General features: G+C 70.2%; 13 protein-coding genes. 10 read left to right on the top strand and 3 right to left on the bottom strand.

The annotated features are described in order from the left end of the window. Position 1 precedes the first annotated feature (1 nt). Positions 2-1,969 (bottom strand): molybdopterin oxidoreductase family protein, encoded by a 1,968-nt coding sequence (locus ACFY16_RS18205; protein ID WP_390648103.1) that lies wholly within the window; start codon positions 1,967-1,969, stop codon positions 2-4. Continuing rightward, a complete protein-coding gene (locus ACFY16_RS18200; protein WP_390648102.1) occupies positions 1,966-2,937 on the bottom strand; it encodes a 2-dehydropantoate 2-reductase in 972 nt (323 codons plus the stop codon). The genes ACFY16_RS18205 and ACFY16_RS18200 overlap by 4 nt, the downstream gene beginning before the upstream one ends. Before the next feature lie 216 nt (positions 2,938-3,153). Here ACFY16_RS18200 and ACFY16_RS18195 point away from each other — a divergent pair, with 216 nt between their 5' ends. The 4 genes from ACFY16_RS18195 to ACFY16_RS18180 all read left to right on the top strand — a co-directional run bounded on the left by ACFY16_RS18195 (position 3,154) and on the right by ACFY16_RS18180 (position 6,516). After that, positions 3,154-4,488 (top strand): OFA family MFS transporter, encoded by a 1,335-nt coding sequence (locus tag ACFY16_RS18195; RefSeq protein WP_390648101.1) that lies wholly within the window; start codon positions 3,154-3,156, stop codon positions 4,486-4,488. After that, positions 4,454-4,591 (top strand): hypothetical protein, encoded by a 138-nt coding sequence (locus ACFY16_RS18190; RefSeq protein WP_390648100.1) that lies wholly within the window; start codon positions 4,454-4,456, stop codon positions 4,589-4,591. Before ACFY16_RS18195 ends, ACFY16_RS18190 begins: the two co-directional genes overlap by 35 nt. Before the next feature lie 167 nt (positions 4,592-4,758). Continuing rightward, a complete protein-coding gene (locus tag ACFY16_RS18185; protein ID WP_390648099.1) occupies positions 4,759-5,706 on the top strand; it encodes a beta-ketoacyl-ACP synthase III in 948 nt (315 codons plus the stop codon). 132 nt (positions 5,707-5,838) lie between these two features. Then, positions 5,839-6,516 carry a GntR family transcriptional regulator gene (locus ACFY16_RS18180; protein ID WP_390648098.1) on the top strand — a complete coding sequence of 226 codons (678 nt, stop codon included), beginning with the start codon at positions 5,839-5,841 and terminating at the stop codon, positions 6,514-6,516. Here the strand turns inward: ACFY16_RS18180 and ACFY16_RS18175 are convergent. After that, positions 6,495-7,667: a low temperature requirement protein A gene (locus tag ACFY16_RS18175; RefSeq protein ID WP_390648097.1), complete on the bottom strand. Its 1,173-nt coding sequence runs from the start codon at positions 7,665-7,667 to the stop codon at positions 6,495-6,497. The genes ACFY16_RS18180 and ACFY16_RS18175 overlap by 22 nt on opposite strands. Positions 7,668-7,924: 257 nt before the next feature. Here ACFY16_RS18175 and ACFY16_RS18170 point away from each other — a divergent pair, with 257 nt between their 5' ends. The 6 genes from ACFY16_RS18170 (at position 7,925) to ACFY16_RS18145 (ending at position 15,171) form a co-directional block, all read left to right on the top strand. Further along, a complete protein-coding gene (locus tag ACFY16_RS18170; RefSeq protein ID WP_390648198.1) occupies positions 7,925-9,106 on the top strand; it encodes an ROK family protein in 1,182 nt (393 codons plus the stop codon). Between the two features lie 182 nt (positions 9,107-9,288). Beyond that, positions 9,289-10,806, top strand: coding sequence for a sugar ABC transporter ATP-binding protein (locus tag ACFY16_RS18165; protein WP_390648096.1), 1,518 nt, complete (start codon positions 9,289-9,291; stop codon positions 10,804-10,806). Further along, a complete protein-coding gene (locus ACFY16_RS18160) occupies positions 10,803-11,822 on the top strand; it encodes an ABC transporter permease (protein WP_390648095.1) in 1,020 nt (339 codons plus the stop codon). Before ACFY16_RS18165 ends, ACFY16_RS18160 begins: the two co-directional genes overlap by 4 nt. 17 nt (positions 11,823-11,839) lie before the next feature. Next, positions 11,840-12,889 (top strand): substrate-binding domain-containing protein, encoded by a 1,050-nt coding sequence (locus tag ACFY16_RS18155; RefSeq protein WP_390648094.1) that lies wholly within the window; start codon positions 11,840-11,842, stop codon positions 12,887-12,889. A 59-nt stretch (positions 12,890-12,948) separates the two neighbouring features. Beyond that, on the top strand, positions 12,949-14,160 hold the full coding sequence (locus tag ACFY16_RS18150; protein WP_390648093.1) for a Gfo/Idh/MocA family protein: 1,212 nt from the start codon (positions 12,949-12,951) through the stop codon (positions 14,158-14,160). A 12-nt stretch (positions 14,161-14,172) separates the two neighbouring features. After that, a complete protein-coding gene (locus tag ACFY16_RS18145) occupies positions 14,173-15,171 on the top strand; it encodes a sugar phosphate isomerase/epimerase family protein (protein ID WP_390648092.1) in 999 nt (332 codons plus the stop codon).

Below are 15,171 nucleotides of genomic sequence, written 5' to 3'. Positions count from 1 at the left end.
ATCACCTCACGTAGCTCGCTACCGGAAGCTTCTCGATCCGGATCGCCGACGCCTTGAACTCCGCCGTCCCCGCGATCGGGCAATTCGCCTCGATCGTCAGCTGGTTGGTGTCCACCTCGTCGGGAAAGTGCATGGTCATGAAGGCCAGTCCGGGACGCAGAGCGGTGTCGATCCACACCGGCGCGACGACCGAGCCGCGCCGCGAGGACACCTGAACCTCCTCGCCGACCACCACCCCGTAGCGCTCGGCGTCCTCCGGGCACAGCTCGACGTACTCGCCGCGCCGCAGCGGCGACGCGAAACCCCCGCTCTGCACGCCGGTGTTGTACGAGTCGAGCCGCCGCCCGGTCGTCAGCCGGATGGGGTACTCCTCGTCCGTGAGGTCGACGGGCGGATCGTGCTGCACCAGCCCGAAGGGCGCGCGTACGCCGCGTCGGGCCGGATCCGACTCCCACAACCGGCCGTGCAGATACGTCGGTTCGATCCCGGCGGTGCTCGGGCACGGCCACTGGATGCCCTGGTGCTCCTCCAGGCGTGCGTACGTCATCCCGTAGTGGTCCGGCGACACCGACCTCAGTTCGTTCCAGACGGCCTCGGAGTCCGCGTACTTCCAGTCGTGGCCGAGCCGTCCCGCCAGGTCGCAGATGATGTCGATGTCCTCGCGCGCCTCACCGGGCGGGCTCACGGCCCGGCGCACACGCTGAACCCGACGTTCGCTGTTGGTCGTTGTGCCGTCGGTCTCCGCCCAGCCCGCGGTCGCGGGCAGCACGACGTCCGCCAGCTCGGCCGTCTTCGTCAGGAAGATGTCCTGCACGACGAGGAAGTCGAGGGCCGAGAGTCGCCGTACGGCCTGTTCGCTGTCCGCCTCCGACTGCGCCGGGTTCTCGCCGATGCAGTAGACGGCCTTCAGCGTGCCCTCCTCCATCGCCTCGAACATCTCGGTCAGGTTGAGTCCGTAGTGCGGCTGGATGACGGTGTCCCAGGCCGACTCGAACTTCAGCCGTGCCTGCGGGTCGAGGATGTCCTGGAAGCCGGGGAGGCGGTTGGGGATGGCGCCCATGTCGCCGCCGCCCTGCACGTTGTTCTGGCCGCGCAGGGGTTGCAGACCGGAGCCGTAGCGGCCGACGTGGCCGGTCAGCAGGGAGAGGTTGATCAGCGCGCGGACGTTGTCCGTGCCGTTGTGGTGCTCGGTGATGCCGAGGGTCCAGCACAGCTGGGCGCGTTCGGCGCGGGCGTAGGCGTGCGCCAACTCCCGTATGGCGCCGGCCGGTACGCCGGTCACCTTCTCGGCGAGCGACAGCGTCCACGGCTCGACGAGCGCCTCGTACTCGGCGAAGCCGCTCGTCGCCCGCTCGATGAACGCCTCGTTGGCCAGGCCCGCGTGGATGATCTCGCGGCCGATCGCGTGCGCCATCGGGATGTCGGTGCCGACGTTGAGGCCGAGCCAGCTCTCGGCCCACTCGGCGGTACTGGTCCGCCGTGGATCGACCGCGTACATCCGGGCGCCGTTCCTGATCCCCCTCAGCGCGTGCTGGAAGAAGATCGGGTGCGCGAAGCGGGCGTTGGAGCCCCACATCACGATGACGTCCGTGTGCTCGATCTCCTCGTACGACGACGTCCCGCCGCCGGAGCCGAAGGCGGCCGACAGGCCCGCGACGCTCGGGGCATGACAGGTCCGGTTGCAGGAGTCGACGTTGTTGGTGCCCATGACGACCCGCGCGAACTTCTGCGCCACGTAGTTCATTTCGTTGGTCGCGCGGGCGCAGGAGAACATGCCGAACGCGCCGCGCGCCGCCGCCAGGCCCCGGGCGGCGCGGTCCAGCGCCTCCTCCCAGGTGGCTTGGCGGAACGGCTCGTCGCGGGAGTCCCTGACGAGTGGGTGAGTGAGCCGGGTGTAGGTCTTCGGGGTGCGGTCGCGTTTCCGCGTGCGGCGTTCCCCGGGGTTCGGCTTGCGTTCCTCAGGCTTCATGCGGCGCTCCTCAGCGCGAGCAGGTCCGAGATGGCGTGGACGGTGCGCAGGGTGGGCACCGCCACGCCGGTGATCTCCGCCAGCTCGACGACGGCGGCGAGCAGTACGTCGAGTTCCAGCGGTTTGCCGCGCTCCAGGTCCTGCAGCGTGGAGGTGCGGTGGTCGCCGACGCGCTCCGCGCCCGCGAGTCGGCGTTCGATGGAGACGCCGACCTCGCAGCCGAGGGCCTCGGCGACCGTGAGCGTCTCGCGCATCATGGTCTCGATGACCCGTCGGGTGCCGCCGTGCAGGCACATCTGCCGCATGGTCGCGCGGGCGAGCGCGCTGATCGGGTTGAAGGAGATGTTGCCGAGCAGCTTGAGCCAGATGTCGTTGCGCAGGTCCGGCTCGACGGGGCACTTCAGCCCGCCGGCCTGCACGGCCTCGCTGAGCGCCAGACAGCGCGCCGAGACGCTGCGGTCGGGCTCGCCGACGGAGAACCGGGTGCCTTCCAGATGCCGTACGACACCCGGGGCTTCGAGCTCGGTCGCCGCGTAGACGACACAGCCGACGGCCCGTTCGGGCGCGAGCACCGCACTGACCGCGCCGGCCGGGTCCACGCTCTCGACGCGGTGGCCGTCGTAGGGGCCGCCGTGCCGGTGGAAGTACCACCAGGGGATGCCGTTCTGGGCGGCCACGACCGCCGTGGTGTCGTGCAGGAGAGGCTCGATCAGCGGCCCGCACGCCGCGTACGAGTTGGCCTTCAGACCCAGGAAGACGTAGTCGACCGGGCCGACCTCGGCCGGGTCGGCGGTGGCGTGGGCGCGGGCGACGAAGTCGCCGCGCGGACTGAGCACGCGCACTCCGTGCTGCCTCATGGCCGCCAGATGCGGTCCACGGGCGATGAGGTGTACGTCGGCGCCCGCGTGGTGGAGCGCGGCACCGACATAGGCGCCGATCGCACCGGCGCCGAGGACTGCGACTTTCACTTCGGAACGCTCCGTTCGGTCGAGGGAGTACCGCGGAGGTGGGGACGGTGTCGACGAGGATGGCGAAAGCTGTCGACGAAATATTGTCTACAGTATGGAGGATGCCTCAGCAAGGGTTTGTGCCGTGACCGTTCGGCGCACTCTGGATACCGCTCACCGCATACGGTCGACGTGGGTCCTTCTCAACTCTCCCGCCCCTCCCTACCGTCCGGGATCATGAGTCCCCCCGTCGCGCCCGCGGGCTGGAGCCGCTGGCTGGTTCCGCCCGCCGCGCTCTCCGTCCATCTGTCCATCGGCCAGGCCTATGCCTGGAGCGTCTTCAAGCCGCCGCTCGAATCGGCGCTCGGCCTCAGTGGCACCCAGAGCGCGCTGCCCTTCCAGCTCGGCATCGTGATGCTCGGCCTGTCGGCCGCGTTCGGCGGCACCCTGGTGGAGCGCAACGGGCCGCGCTGGGCGATGACCGTGGCCCTGGTCTGCTTCTCGTCCGGCTTCCTGATCTCCGCCCTCGGCGCGGCGAGCGAGCAGTACTGGCTGATCGTCCTCGGCTACGGCTTCGTCGGCGGGATCGGCCTCGGTATCGGTTACATCTCGCCCGTCTCCACCCTCATCAAGTGGTTCCCGGACAGGCCCGGCATGGCGACCGGCATCGCGATCATGGGCTTCGGTGGCGGCGCGCTCATCGCCTCGCCGTGGTCGGCGCAGATGCTGAAGTCGTTCGGCGCCGACAGTTCGGGGATCGCGCTCGCGTTTCTCGTACACGGGCTGTCGTATGCGGTATTCATGCTGCTCGGTGTGCTGCTGGTACGGGTGCCGCGTGGCGAGAAGCCCGTCGCGTCGGCGCCCAGCGTCGTCGAGGGCGTGCAGGTGTCCGCGCGCAGTGCGGTGCGCACCCCGCAGTTCTGGTGCCTGTGGGTCGTGCTCTGCATGAACGTCACCGCCGGCATCGGCATCCTGGAGAAGGCCGCCCCGATGATCACGGACTTCTTCGCCGACACCTCCACCCCGGTGTCCGTGACGGCGGCCGCCGGCTTCGTCGCCCTGCTGTCGGCAGCCAACATGGCCGGACGCATCGGCTGGTCCTCGACCTCCGACCTGATCGGGCGCAAGAACATCTACCGCGTCTATCTCGGCGTCGGTGCCCTGATGTACGCGCTGATCGCGCTGCTCGGCGACTCGTCGAAGCCGCTGTTCATCCTGTGCGCGCTGGTGATCCTGTCCTTCTACGGCGGCGGCTTCGCGACGATCCCCGCCTACCTGAAGGACCTGTTCGGCACCTACCAGGTCGGTGCCATCCACGGCCGGCTGCTCACCGCCTGGTCCACGGCAGGCGTCCTCGGACCGCTGATCGTGAACTGGATCGCCGACCGCCAGGAGGAGGCCGGCAGGCACGGCTCGGCCCTGTACGGACTGTCGTTCGTCATCATGATCGGGCTGCTCGTGATCGGCTTCGTCGCCAACGAACTCGTCCGGCCCGTCCATGCCCGTCACCACATCCCCGCACCGAGAAAGGCCGCCGATGTCGGACATCGACAGCAGCCAGAGTCCGCCTGACCGGCGTGGGCTGATCGCCTTCGCCTGGCTGTGGGTGGGCGCACCACTCGCCTACGGGCTGTACGAACTCGTACAGAAGGCCACGCAGCTGTTCACCGGCTGACGCCCCGAACCGCAGGGGAGGGTTCCCAGGTACTCGGGCGTCCGACGGTCTGACGGAAGCCGACAAGCCTGGCGCACGATTCCTGTGCCTTCACGTGCCCTCGTACCCGTGAGTCACTGATCAGACTGGTTGGTCCCGCTACTCACCGCAACGAGGGGGACCCTCCCATGCACGGCTCGCGTATCGCCGGCGTCGGCCACTACCAGCCCGCCAGGGTGCTCACCAACGAGGAACTGGCGGGCATGGTCGACACCAGTGACGAGTGGATCCGGTCCCGGGTGGGCATCCGGACCCGGCACATCGCAGGCCCCGACGAGCCGGTCGACGAGCTGGCCGCGCACGCCGCCGCCAAGGCGCTCGCGGCGGCCGGCCTGGCGCCCGGCGACATCGACCTGGTCCTCGTCGCCACGTCGACGGCCGTCGACCGCTCCCCGAACATGGCCGCCCGCGTCGCCGCCCGGCTGGGCATCCCCTCGCCTGCCGCGATGGACGTCAACGTGGTGTGCGCCGGCTTCACCCACGCCCTCGCCACCGCCGACCACACCGTCCGCGCGGGCGCCGCGACCCGCGCCCTCGTCATCGGTGCCGACAAGATGTCGGACGTGACCGACTGGACGGACCGGACGACCTGCGTGCTCGTCGGCGACGGGGCGGGAGCCGCCGTGGTCGAGGCTTGCGGCGCGGGCGAGGAGCCGGGGATCGCGCCCGTGCTGTGGGGGTCGGTGCCCGAGATGGGACACGCTGTGCGTATCGAGGGGCAGCCCGCGCGGTTCGCGCAGGAGGGGCAGAGCGTCTACCGGTGGGCGACCACCCAGCTGCCGCCGCTCGCACGCCGGGCCTGTGAGCGGGCCGGACTCGCCCCGGAGGACCTCGCGGCCGTCGTCCTGCACCAGGCGAACCTGCGTATCATCGAGCCCCTCGCCGGGAAGCTCGGCGCGGTCAACGCGGTCGTGGCCCGCGATGTGTCCGAGTCCGGCAACACCTCGGCGGCCAGCATCCCGCTCGCCTTCTCCAAGCTGGTGGAACGGGGCGAGATCAGCACGGGGGACCCGGTGCTGCTCTTCGGCTTCGGCGGGAACCTGTCGTACGCGGGGCAGGTCGTGCGGTGTCCGTGAGCTGTCACTCGTGAGTGTGATGAGGCCAGATCGCCGTTCCTGTGGCTACTGTGCGCCGTAGACTGTAGACGAAAACCAATCCATACTGGCGCTCCGGCTACTGTGCACGGCCCGCCGAGGAGGGGGACCGCGATGTTGTCGACAGGACTGCCGCAGGGGGCGGTGCCCAAGCTCGAGCGGCCCGGGCCGCTGCGCGACCGTGTCTACGAGGCGCTGCTCGAACTCATCACCACGCGTGCCCTGCAGCCCGGCCAGCATCTGGTCGAGAGTGAACTCGCCGGGCACCTCGGTGTCTCCCGGCAGCCGGTGCGCGAGGCGCTGCAGCGGCTCAACACCGAGGGGTGGGTCGATCTGCGGCCCGCGCAGGGCGCCTTCGTGCATGAGCCGACGGAGGAGGAGGCCGACCAACTCCTCACCGTGCGCACGTTGTTGGAGGCCGAGGCCGCTCGGCTGGCCGCGGCGAACGCCAACAGCGACGGCATCGCGGCCCTGGACGAGCTGCTGGCGCAGGGGCTCACGGCCGTCGCCGCCGACGACGTGGACGCCGCCGTCACCCTCAACGCCCACTTCCACGCGAAGATCATGGAGTTGGCGGGCAACGCGGTCCTCGCCGAACTCGCGGCCCAGGTCGACCGCCGGGTGCGCTGGTACTACACGCCCGTCGCCCGCCAGCGCGGGGCGCAGTCGTGGATCGAGCACCGGGACCTGATCGCCGCGATCGCGGACCGGAACGAGCAGGAGGCCACCGAGCTCATGCGCGAACACACGGAGCACACCCGGCGCTCGTATCACGCCCGCGCCAAGTCCTGAACCTCGGCCGAGCGGACGCCCCAGCGTGCCTCGGCCGCCAGCATCCCCACCAGCGCGGCCACCAGAGCCAGGAGTTCCGTGGCCGCGGACAGGTGGATGCCGAGCAGTGCGGTGGCCAGGGCCACGGGGGTCGCGGTGGCCCGGAAGCGGACGGGGTAGAGGCGCAGGGCCGCGCGGAACGCCACGTCGCCGGCGAGGAAGAGTGCCACGCCGCCCGCGAGGGCCAGCGCGGGGCCGGTGTGCAGATGCTCGGTGAGATGGCCGAGCGTCTTCTTCACGCCCGCGGCCAGGAAGGCGATGCCGAGCAGCATCGGCAGGAAGGCGTAGTAGTACGCGTTCATCGCCAACCGGAACCGGGCAGGCGCGGGCGTTCGCCGGAAAGCCGCCTCGGCCAGCTCCTCGTCGCGTACGAAGTACGTCCACCACAGCGCGATCACGAGGGCCAGGGAGAGGAACGCGCCGCCGAACAGACCCGTCGTGAGCGGCAGATCGCCGATTCCGATGCCGATCGCGATGACGGACTCGCCGAACGCGACGATCAGCAGCAGCCCGTGCCGCTCCACGAAGTGGGCGGGATCCAGGCTGCCCAGCTGCGCCCGCATGGTGACGGCCGACCGCCCGTCCGCGCGGCCGGGCCCGTGCTCGGCGAGGAACGGCGTCACGAACTGCACGACCAGCGCCAGCAGCCACAGCGCGTCCGCCGCGAGGCCGTCGAAGAAGCCCGCCGCCGTCACCGACAGCGCGGCCACCGCGTTCGGTACCCCGTACCAGATCGAGTCCCAGCCGTGGCTGCGGGTGTAGAGCGCCGTGTGCACGACGACGACCGCCAGGAAGCCGAGCCCGAAGACCACACCCGTGTCGTCGAAGACGCGTGGGATCGCCAGCGCGCACACCAGGAAGGCGCCCATGCCCAGCATCAGCAGGAGACGGCGTGAGGGTCGGTCCGGCGGGACCTGGTTCGTCAGGTACGCGTAGGCGCCGTACATCCAGAACAGCACCACGAAGATCAGCGCGACGCGACCCGCCGTGGCCAACGACAAGTCGCCGGCGAGCAGCACGGTGAGCTGGGTGAGGGTGAAGACGAAGACGAGGTCGAAGAAGAGCTCCAACGTCGTGACCCTGCGGCCCGGCTCCGCCACTGCGGTGTTCATGCGTTCCCCCTGAGTCGATGCTGACCAGATCGTAAGCGGCCCCAGGCCCCAGGCCCCAGGCCCCAGGCCGCAGGCCCCGGCCCCAGGTTCCAGCCCTCGGCGCCGGGGTGCGTGCCGCTTTCCTTTGTCCTGAGAGTGGAGAAAGTCGGGGCCAATTCATGCACAGCTTCTTCCCAGGTTCGGCGCCCGCTGCTACGTTCCCCTCGAAAGCCCGAACACAGGTGGCCGATTGAGGCGGGGAGGGGCACGTGAGACGCATGACAGCGCGACCCGCGAACGCCCATCAGGCCAGGCTGCTCAAGCTGTTGCGCGACGGAGGTCCCAACTCCCGTGCGCAACTGGGTGATCAGGTCGACCTCTCGCGGTCCAAGCTGGCCGTGGAGGTGGACCGGCTGCTGGACACGGGCCTGGTCGTGGCCGACGGGCTGGCCGCCTCGCGTGGCGGCCGTCGCTCCCACAACATCCGGCTCACTCCGGGCCTGCGTTTCCTCGGCGTCGACATCGGCGCGACCTCGGTCGACGTCGCCGTCACCAACGCCGAGCTGGAGATCCTCGGTCACCTCAACCAGCCCATGGACGTACGCGAGGGGCCGGTCGCGGTCTTCGAGCAAGTCCTGTCCATGGCGGCGAAGTTGAAGGCCTCGGGCCTCGCGGAGGGTTTCGACGGCGCCGGCATCGGCGTCCCGGGACCGGTCCGCTTCCCCGAGGGCGTACCGGTGGCTCCGCCGATCATGCCGGGCTGGGACGGCTTCCCGGTGCGGGAGGCGCTCAGCCAGGAACTCGGCTGCCCGGTCATGGTCGACAACGACGTGAACCTGATGGCGATGGGGGAGATGCACGCGGGTGTCGCACGCTCCGTGGGCGATTTCCTCTGCGTCAAGATCGGCACCGGAATCGGCTGCGGCATCGTCGTCGGCGGTGACGTCCACCGCGGGGTGACGGGCAGCGCGGGCGACATCGGGCACATCCAGGCCGTGCCCGACGGGCGTCCGTGCGCCTGCGGCAACCGGGGCTGCCTGGAGGCCCACTTCAGTGGGGCTGCCCTCGCCCGGGACGCCCTGGAGGCGGCCCAGCAGGGGCTGTCGGAGGAGCTCGCGAACCGGTTGGCGGCGAACGGCGGTCTGAGCGCCGTCGACGTCGCCACCGCGGCCGCCGCGGGCGACGCCACCTCCCTCGACCTGATCCGCGAGGGCGGCAACCGTACCGGCCAGGTCATCGCCGCACTGGTCTCCTTCTTCAACCCGGGCCTGGTGGTGATCGGCGGCGGGGTGACCGGCCTCGGCCACACCCTGCTCGCCGCGATCCGCACCCAGGTCTACCGCCAGTCGCTGCCCCTCGCGACGGGCAACCTGCCCATCGTGCTGGGGGAGTTGGGGCCGACCGCCGGGGTCATCGGCGCGGCCCGGCTCATCAGCGACCACCTGTTCTCACCCGCGTAAGCACCGAATCGGCACACGTCACCGCTCGTCACTCACCGCTCAGGGTTCACGGCTCATCACTCACCGATCACGGCTCACCGCTCACAGCCCACCCAGTACAGCGCCCTGCTTCGCCCTGCCCTGAACACGCTTGCCGAAAGGCGCCCTGAAACCGGCCCGCACGCCCGCCAAGGGGAAACCGCATGGCACCAGAACCACCGCTGCTCAGCATGTCCGGCATCACCAAGTCGTTCCCCGGAGTCCGGGCCCTCGACGGCGTCGACCTCGACGTCCAGGCCGGCGAAGTGCACTGCCTGCTCGGCCAGAACGGAGCCGGCAAGTCCACTCTCATCAAGGTCCTGGCCGGCGCTCACCAGCCCGACACCGGCACGATCCGCTGGCGCGGCGAGGCGGTCACGCTCCGCTCGCCCATCGCCGCCATGCGCCTCGGCATCGCCACCATCTACCAGGAACTCGACCTGGTGGAGCACCTGTCGGTGGCCGAGAACGTCCACCTCGGCCACGAACCCACGGCTGCCGGATTCGTCGTACGGGGAAAGACGGCACGAAGGGCGACCGCCCTGTTGTTGAAGCGACTTGGGCATCCCGAGATCGATCCCGCCCGGCTGGTGGGGGAGCTGTCGGCGGCCCAGCAGCAGATCGTTTCCATGGCTCGGGCACTCTCCCACGACGTACGGCTCATCGTGATGGACGAGCCGTCGGCCGCCCTCGACCCGGACGAGGTCGACAACCTCTTCCGCATCGTCGGCGATCTGACCGCCGACGGGGTCGCCGTCGTCTACATCTCCCACCGCCTGGAGGAGATCCGCCGGATCGGCGACCGGGTCACCGTCCTCAAGGACGGGCGGGCCGTGGCCGGCGGACTGCCCGCGCGGACGACGCCGACCCGCGAGGTGGTCGCGCTGATGACGGGGCGCAACGTCGAGTACGTCTTTCCGGAGCGGCCCGTGTCGGTGCCGAGCGGAACGCCGGTGCTGGAGGTCCGGGGGCTGGCTCGGGAGGGGGAGTTCGCGCCCCTCGACCTGGAGATCCGCCCCGGCGAGATCGTCGGCCTCGCCGGACTCGTCGGATCGGGGCGCTCCGAGATCCTGGAGACGATCTACGGGGCCCGCAAGCCCACCGCTGGGCAAGTCCGCGTCGACGGACGGGCGTTGCGGACCGGAAGCGTACGCGCGGCTGTCCGTGCCGGGCTCGGGCTCGCGCCCGAGGAACGCAAGGCGCAGGCCCTGCTGATGCTGGAATCCGTCACCCGCAACGTCTCCGTGTCCTCCCTGTCCCGCTTCTCACGCGCGGGTTGGATCGACCGGGGCGCCGAGCAGGGGGCGGCGCGGGCCGCGACGCGCGAGCTGTCGCTGCGGCCCGACAACCCGTCCGTGCCCGTCCGCACCCTCTCCGGCGGCAACCAGCAGAAGGCCGTCCTGGCGCGCTGGCTGCTGCGCGGCTGCCGTGTGCTGCTGCTGGACGAACCGACCCGCGGCGTCGATGTCGGCGCCCGCAGTGAACTGTATGCAGTCGTCCGTCGACTGGCGAACGAAGGCCTCGCCGTGCTGCTGGTCTCCAGCGAGGTGCCCGAAGTGCTCGGACTCGCCGACCGTGTGCTGGTGCTCCGCGAGGGCTCCGTCGTCCACACGGCGCCCGCCCGGGAGCTCGACGAACACCGCGTACTCGACCTGGTCATGGAAGGAAGCCCGGCGTCATGACGCAGCCCGTCTCCCCGCCCCATGGCAGCACCGACAAGCTGCCCCCGATCGGCCAACTCCCCGCGTGGCGCGGCCTGGTGGCCCGCACCGACGTCCGCACCCTCTCCCTCCTCGGTGTCCTCGCCGCGCTGATCCTCATCGGCGGCATCACCAAGCCGGACGAGTTCCTCGACACCCGCAACCTCCAACTTGTCCTCACCCAGGCCTCGGTGATCGGCGTCGTCACGGTCGGCATGACCTTCGTCATCACCTCCGGCGGCATCGACCTGTCGGTCGGCGCGATCGTCGCCCTCGCCTCCGTGTGGGCGACGACGGTGGCCACCCAGGACTACGGCTTCGCGGGCATCCTCTTCACGGCGGTGATCGTCGGCGTCGGATGCGGCCTGGTCAACGGTCTGCTCATCGCGTACGGCGGGATGGTCCCGTTCATCGCCACGCTGGCCATGCTGGCCTCCGCCCGGGGACTGGCGCTGCAGATCACCGACGGCAGGACACAGATCGTCACCATCGGCAGCGTCCTCGACCTCGGCGAGCGCGACTCCTACGTACTGGGTGTCCCGCCGCTCGTCATGGTCTTCGCGGTCGTGACGGTCATCGGCTGGCTGGTCCTCAACCGGACGACCTTCGGGCGCCGCACGGTCGCCGTCGGCGGCAACGCGGAGGCGGCCCGGCTCGCCGGCATCGACGTCCGCCGCCAGCGGCTCTGCCTCTACCTGCTGTCGGGGCTGTGCTGCGGCATCGCCGCGTTCCTGTTGATCATCCTGTCCGGCTCGGGGCAGAACACCAACGGCAACCTCTACGAACTCGACGCCATCGCGGCCGCGATCATCGGCGGCACGCTGCTCAGCGGGGGCCGCGGCACCATCACCGGCTCCGTGCTCGGCGTCCTGATCTTCACCACGATCACCAACATCTTCGCCCTGAACAACCTGCAGAGCGACGTCCAGCAGATCGCCAAGGGCGCGATCATCGTCGCCGCCGTGCTGGTCCAGCGCCGTACCGCGAGCACGACCTGAGGAAAGGGTTCACCGACATGCCAGAGCCGACACCTTTCACGAGCCGCAGAGGACTGCTCTTCGGGGCCGCCGCCGTATCCACCGGTGCCCTCCTCGTAGGTTGCACGAGCAACGAGTCCAAGGACGAGAAGCCCGCCGCGAACGGCCAGTCCGCCGCCGACGACAAGCCCGGCAAGCACGTCACCATAGGTTTCGCCGGCCCGCAGGCCGACCACGGCTGGCTCAACGCCATCAACGACAACGCCAAGAGCCGTGCCAAGAAGTACTCCGACGTCACCCTGGAGATCACCGAGGGCTCGAACGACACCGCCGCGCAGATCGGCCAGATCGAGACCCTCATCAACAAGAAGGTCGACGTCCTGGTGGTGCTGCCCGCCGACGGCAAGGCACTCACCCAGGTCGGGCTCAAGGCCATGCGCGCGGGCATCCCGGTCGTCAACCTCGACCGGATCTTCAACTCCCCGCAGGCGTACCGCTGCTGGATCGGCGGCGACAACTACGGCATGGGTCTCAACGCCGGTACGTACATCGGCGAGAAGCTCAAGGGCACGTCGAACGCCAAGGTCATCGAACTCGCCGGGCTGGACAACCTGGAGCTGACCAAGCAGCGCACCCAGGGCTTCGACGACGCCCTGAAGAACTACCCCAACATCAAGAAGGTGGCCCGTCAGGCCGCCGACTTCACGGTCGAGTCCGGACAGGCCAAGATGGCCCAACTCCTGCAGGCCCAGCCCAAGTTCGACGCCGTGTGGAACCACGACGACGACCAGGGCGTGGGCGCGCTGCGCGCCATCGAGCAGGCCGGCCGTGACGACTTCCTGATGGTCGGCGGCGCGGGCGCGCTGTCCGCCTTCCAGGCCATCAAGCAGGACAACGGCGTGCTCAAGGCGACGGTCCTGTACCCGCCGACGATGGCCGCGTCCGCGATCGACCTGGCGCGGGCGCTGGGTCAGGGCAAGGGAGTCGGCGGACTCGCCGAGTTCGAGATCCCGGCCTCGTTGACGCTGTACTCGGCCGTCGTCGACAAGGACAACGTCGACCAGTACATGTCCATCGGCTTCCGCTGACACGTACCGCCCCGCACCCCCCACGGCGCCATCACGACGAGGACGAGGAGGACATCCGTATGGGACAGCCCCAGCAGTCGGACGGATCGGAGGGAGCGAAGCCGCCGCTGCGGGTCGGCATGGTCGGCTACGCCTTCATGGGCGCCGCCCACTCCCAGGGCTGGCGCACCGCGGGCCATGTCTTCGACCTGCCCCGGCGGCCGGTGCTGGCCGCGATCTGCGGCCGGGACGCCGCCGCCGTGCGCGCGGCGGCCGACCGGCACGGCTGGGCGGCCGCGGAAACCGACTGGCGTGCGCTGATCGCCCGGGACGACGTCGACCTCGTCGACATCTGCACCCCCGGCGACAGTCACGCCGAGATCGCCCTCGCCGCCCTCGCGGCCGGCAAGCACGTGCTGTGCGAGAAGCCCCTCGCGAACAGCGTCGAGGAGGCCGAGGCCATGACGGTGGCGGCCGAAACGGCTTATGAGCGCGGACAGTTGACGATGGTCGGCTTCAACTACCGGCGCGTACCCGCCGCCGCGCTGGCTCGGCGGATGGTCGCCGAGGGCAGGCTCGGCACCCTCCGGCACGTGCGGGTGACGTACCTTCAGGACTGGCTCGTGGACCCCGGGTTCCCGCTCACCTGGCGGCTGCGCAAGGAGCGGGCCGGAACCGGGTCGCTCGGCGATCTGGGCGCCCACATCGTCGACCTCGCGCAGTACCTCGCGGGCGAGCGGCTCGCCGGAGTCTCCGCGCTCACCGAGACCTTCGTACGCGAGCGTCCGCTGCCCGGCGGTCCGACGGCGGGCCTGTCCGCCGACTCGTCCGCCGCGGGCACCGGACAGGTCACCGTCGACGACGCGGCCGTCTTCACCGGTCGCCTCGCCTCCGGTGCCCTCGCCTCCTTCGAGGCGACCCGGTACGCCACCGGACGCAAGAACGCCCTGCGCATCGAGCTCAACGGCGAGCGCGGCTCGCTCGCCTTCGACCTGGAACGCCTCAACGAACTCCGATACCACGACGGCACCGAACCCGCCGCGCACGCCGGTTTCCGCCGCATCCTCGTCACCGAACCCGACCACCCCTACCTGGACGCCTGGTGGCCGCCGGGCCACGGCCTCGGCTACGAGCACACCTTCGTCCACCAGGCCCGCGACCTCGTCCACGCGATCGCCGAGGGCCGCCGGCCGGAACCTTCCTTCGCGGACGGTCTCCAGGTGCAGCGCGTCCTCGCCGCGGTGGAGGAGAGCGCCGAGAAGAACTCCGTCTACACGCCCATAGCGGTCTGAGGAGGCCCCAGCATGCCGCGCACCTTCACGCTCTTCACCGGCCAGTGGGCGGATCTCCCGCTCGAGGAGGTCTGCCGCCTGGCCCGCGACTTCGGCTACGACGGACTCGAACTCGCCTGCTGGGGCGACCACTTCGAGGTCGACAAGGCGCTGGCCGATCCCACGTACCTCGCCTCGCGCCATCAACTCCTGGACAAGTACGGCCTGAAGTGCTGGGCGATCTCCAACCACCTGGTCGGTCAGGCGGTCTGCGACGCCATCATCGACGAGCGTCACCAGGCGATCCTCCCGGTCCGTATCTGGGGCGACGGCGAGGCGGAGGGCGTACGGCGACGGGCCGCCGCGGAGATCGCCGACACCGCCCGGGCGGCGGCCGCTTTCGGCGTCGACACCGTCATCGGCTTCACCGGCTCCGCCATCTGGCACCTGGTCGCCATGTTCCCGCCCGCCCCCGAGTCGATGATCGAGCGCGGCTACACGGACTTCGCCGAGCGCTGGAACCCGATCCTGGACGTCTTCGACGCCGAGGGCGTGCGGTTCGCGCACGAGGTCCACCCGAGCGAGATTGCTTACGATTACTGGACGACGCAGCGCACACTGGATGCAGTCGACCGTCGACCGGCCTTCGGCCTGAACTTCGACCCCTCCCACTTCGTGTGGCAGGACCTCGACCCGGTCGGCTTCCTGTGGGACTTCCGTGACCGCATCTACCACGTGGACTGCAAGGAGGCCCGCAAGCGCCTCGACGGCCGTAACGGCCGCCTCGGCTCCCACCTGCCTTGGGGCGACCCGCGGCGCGGCTGGGACTTCGTGTCCGCCGGGCACGGCGACGTTCCCTGGGAGGACGTCTTCCGCATGCTGCGCTCCATCGGTTACCAGGGCCCTGTCTCCGTGGAGTGGGAGGACGCCGGCATGGACCGGCTCCAGGGCGCCCCCGAGGCCCTGACCCGCCTCAAGGCCTACGACTTCGAGCCGCCGTCGGCCTCGTTCGACGCGGCGTTCGCCAACTGA

The organism is Streptomyces sp. NPDC001315 (assembly GCF_042896175.1).
Classification (GTDB): Bacteria; Actinomycetota; Actinomycetes; order Streptomycetales; family Streptomycetaceae; genus Streptomyces.
The sequence above is the reverse complement of the archived record's forward strand: the minus strand, read 5'-3'. Positions and strand labels throughout refer to the sequence as shown.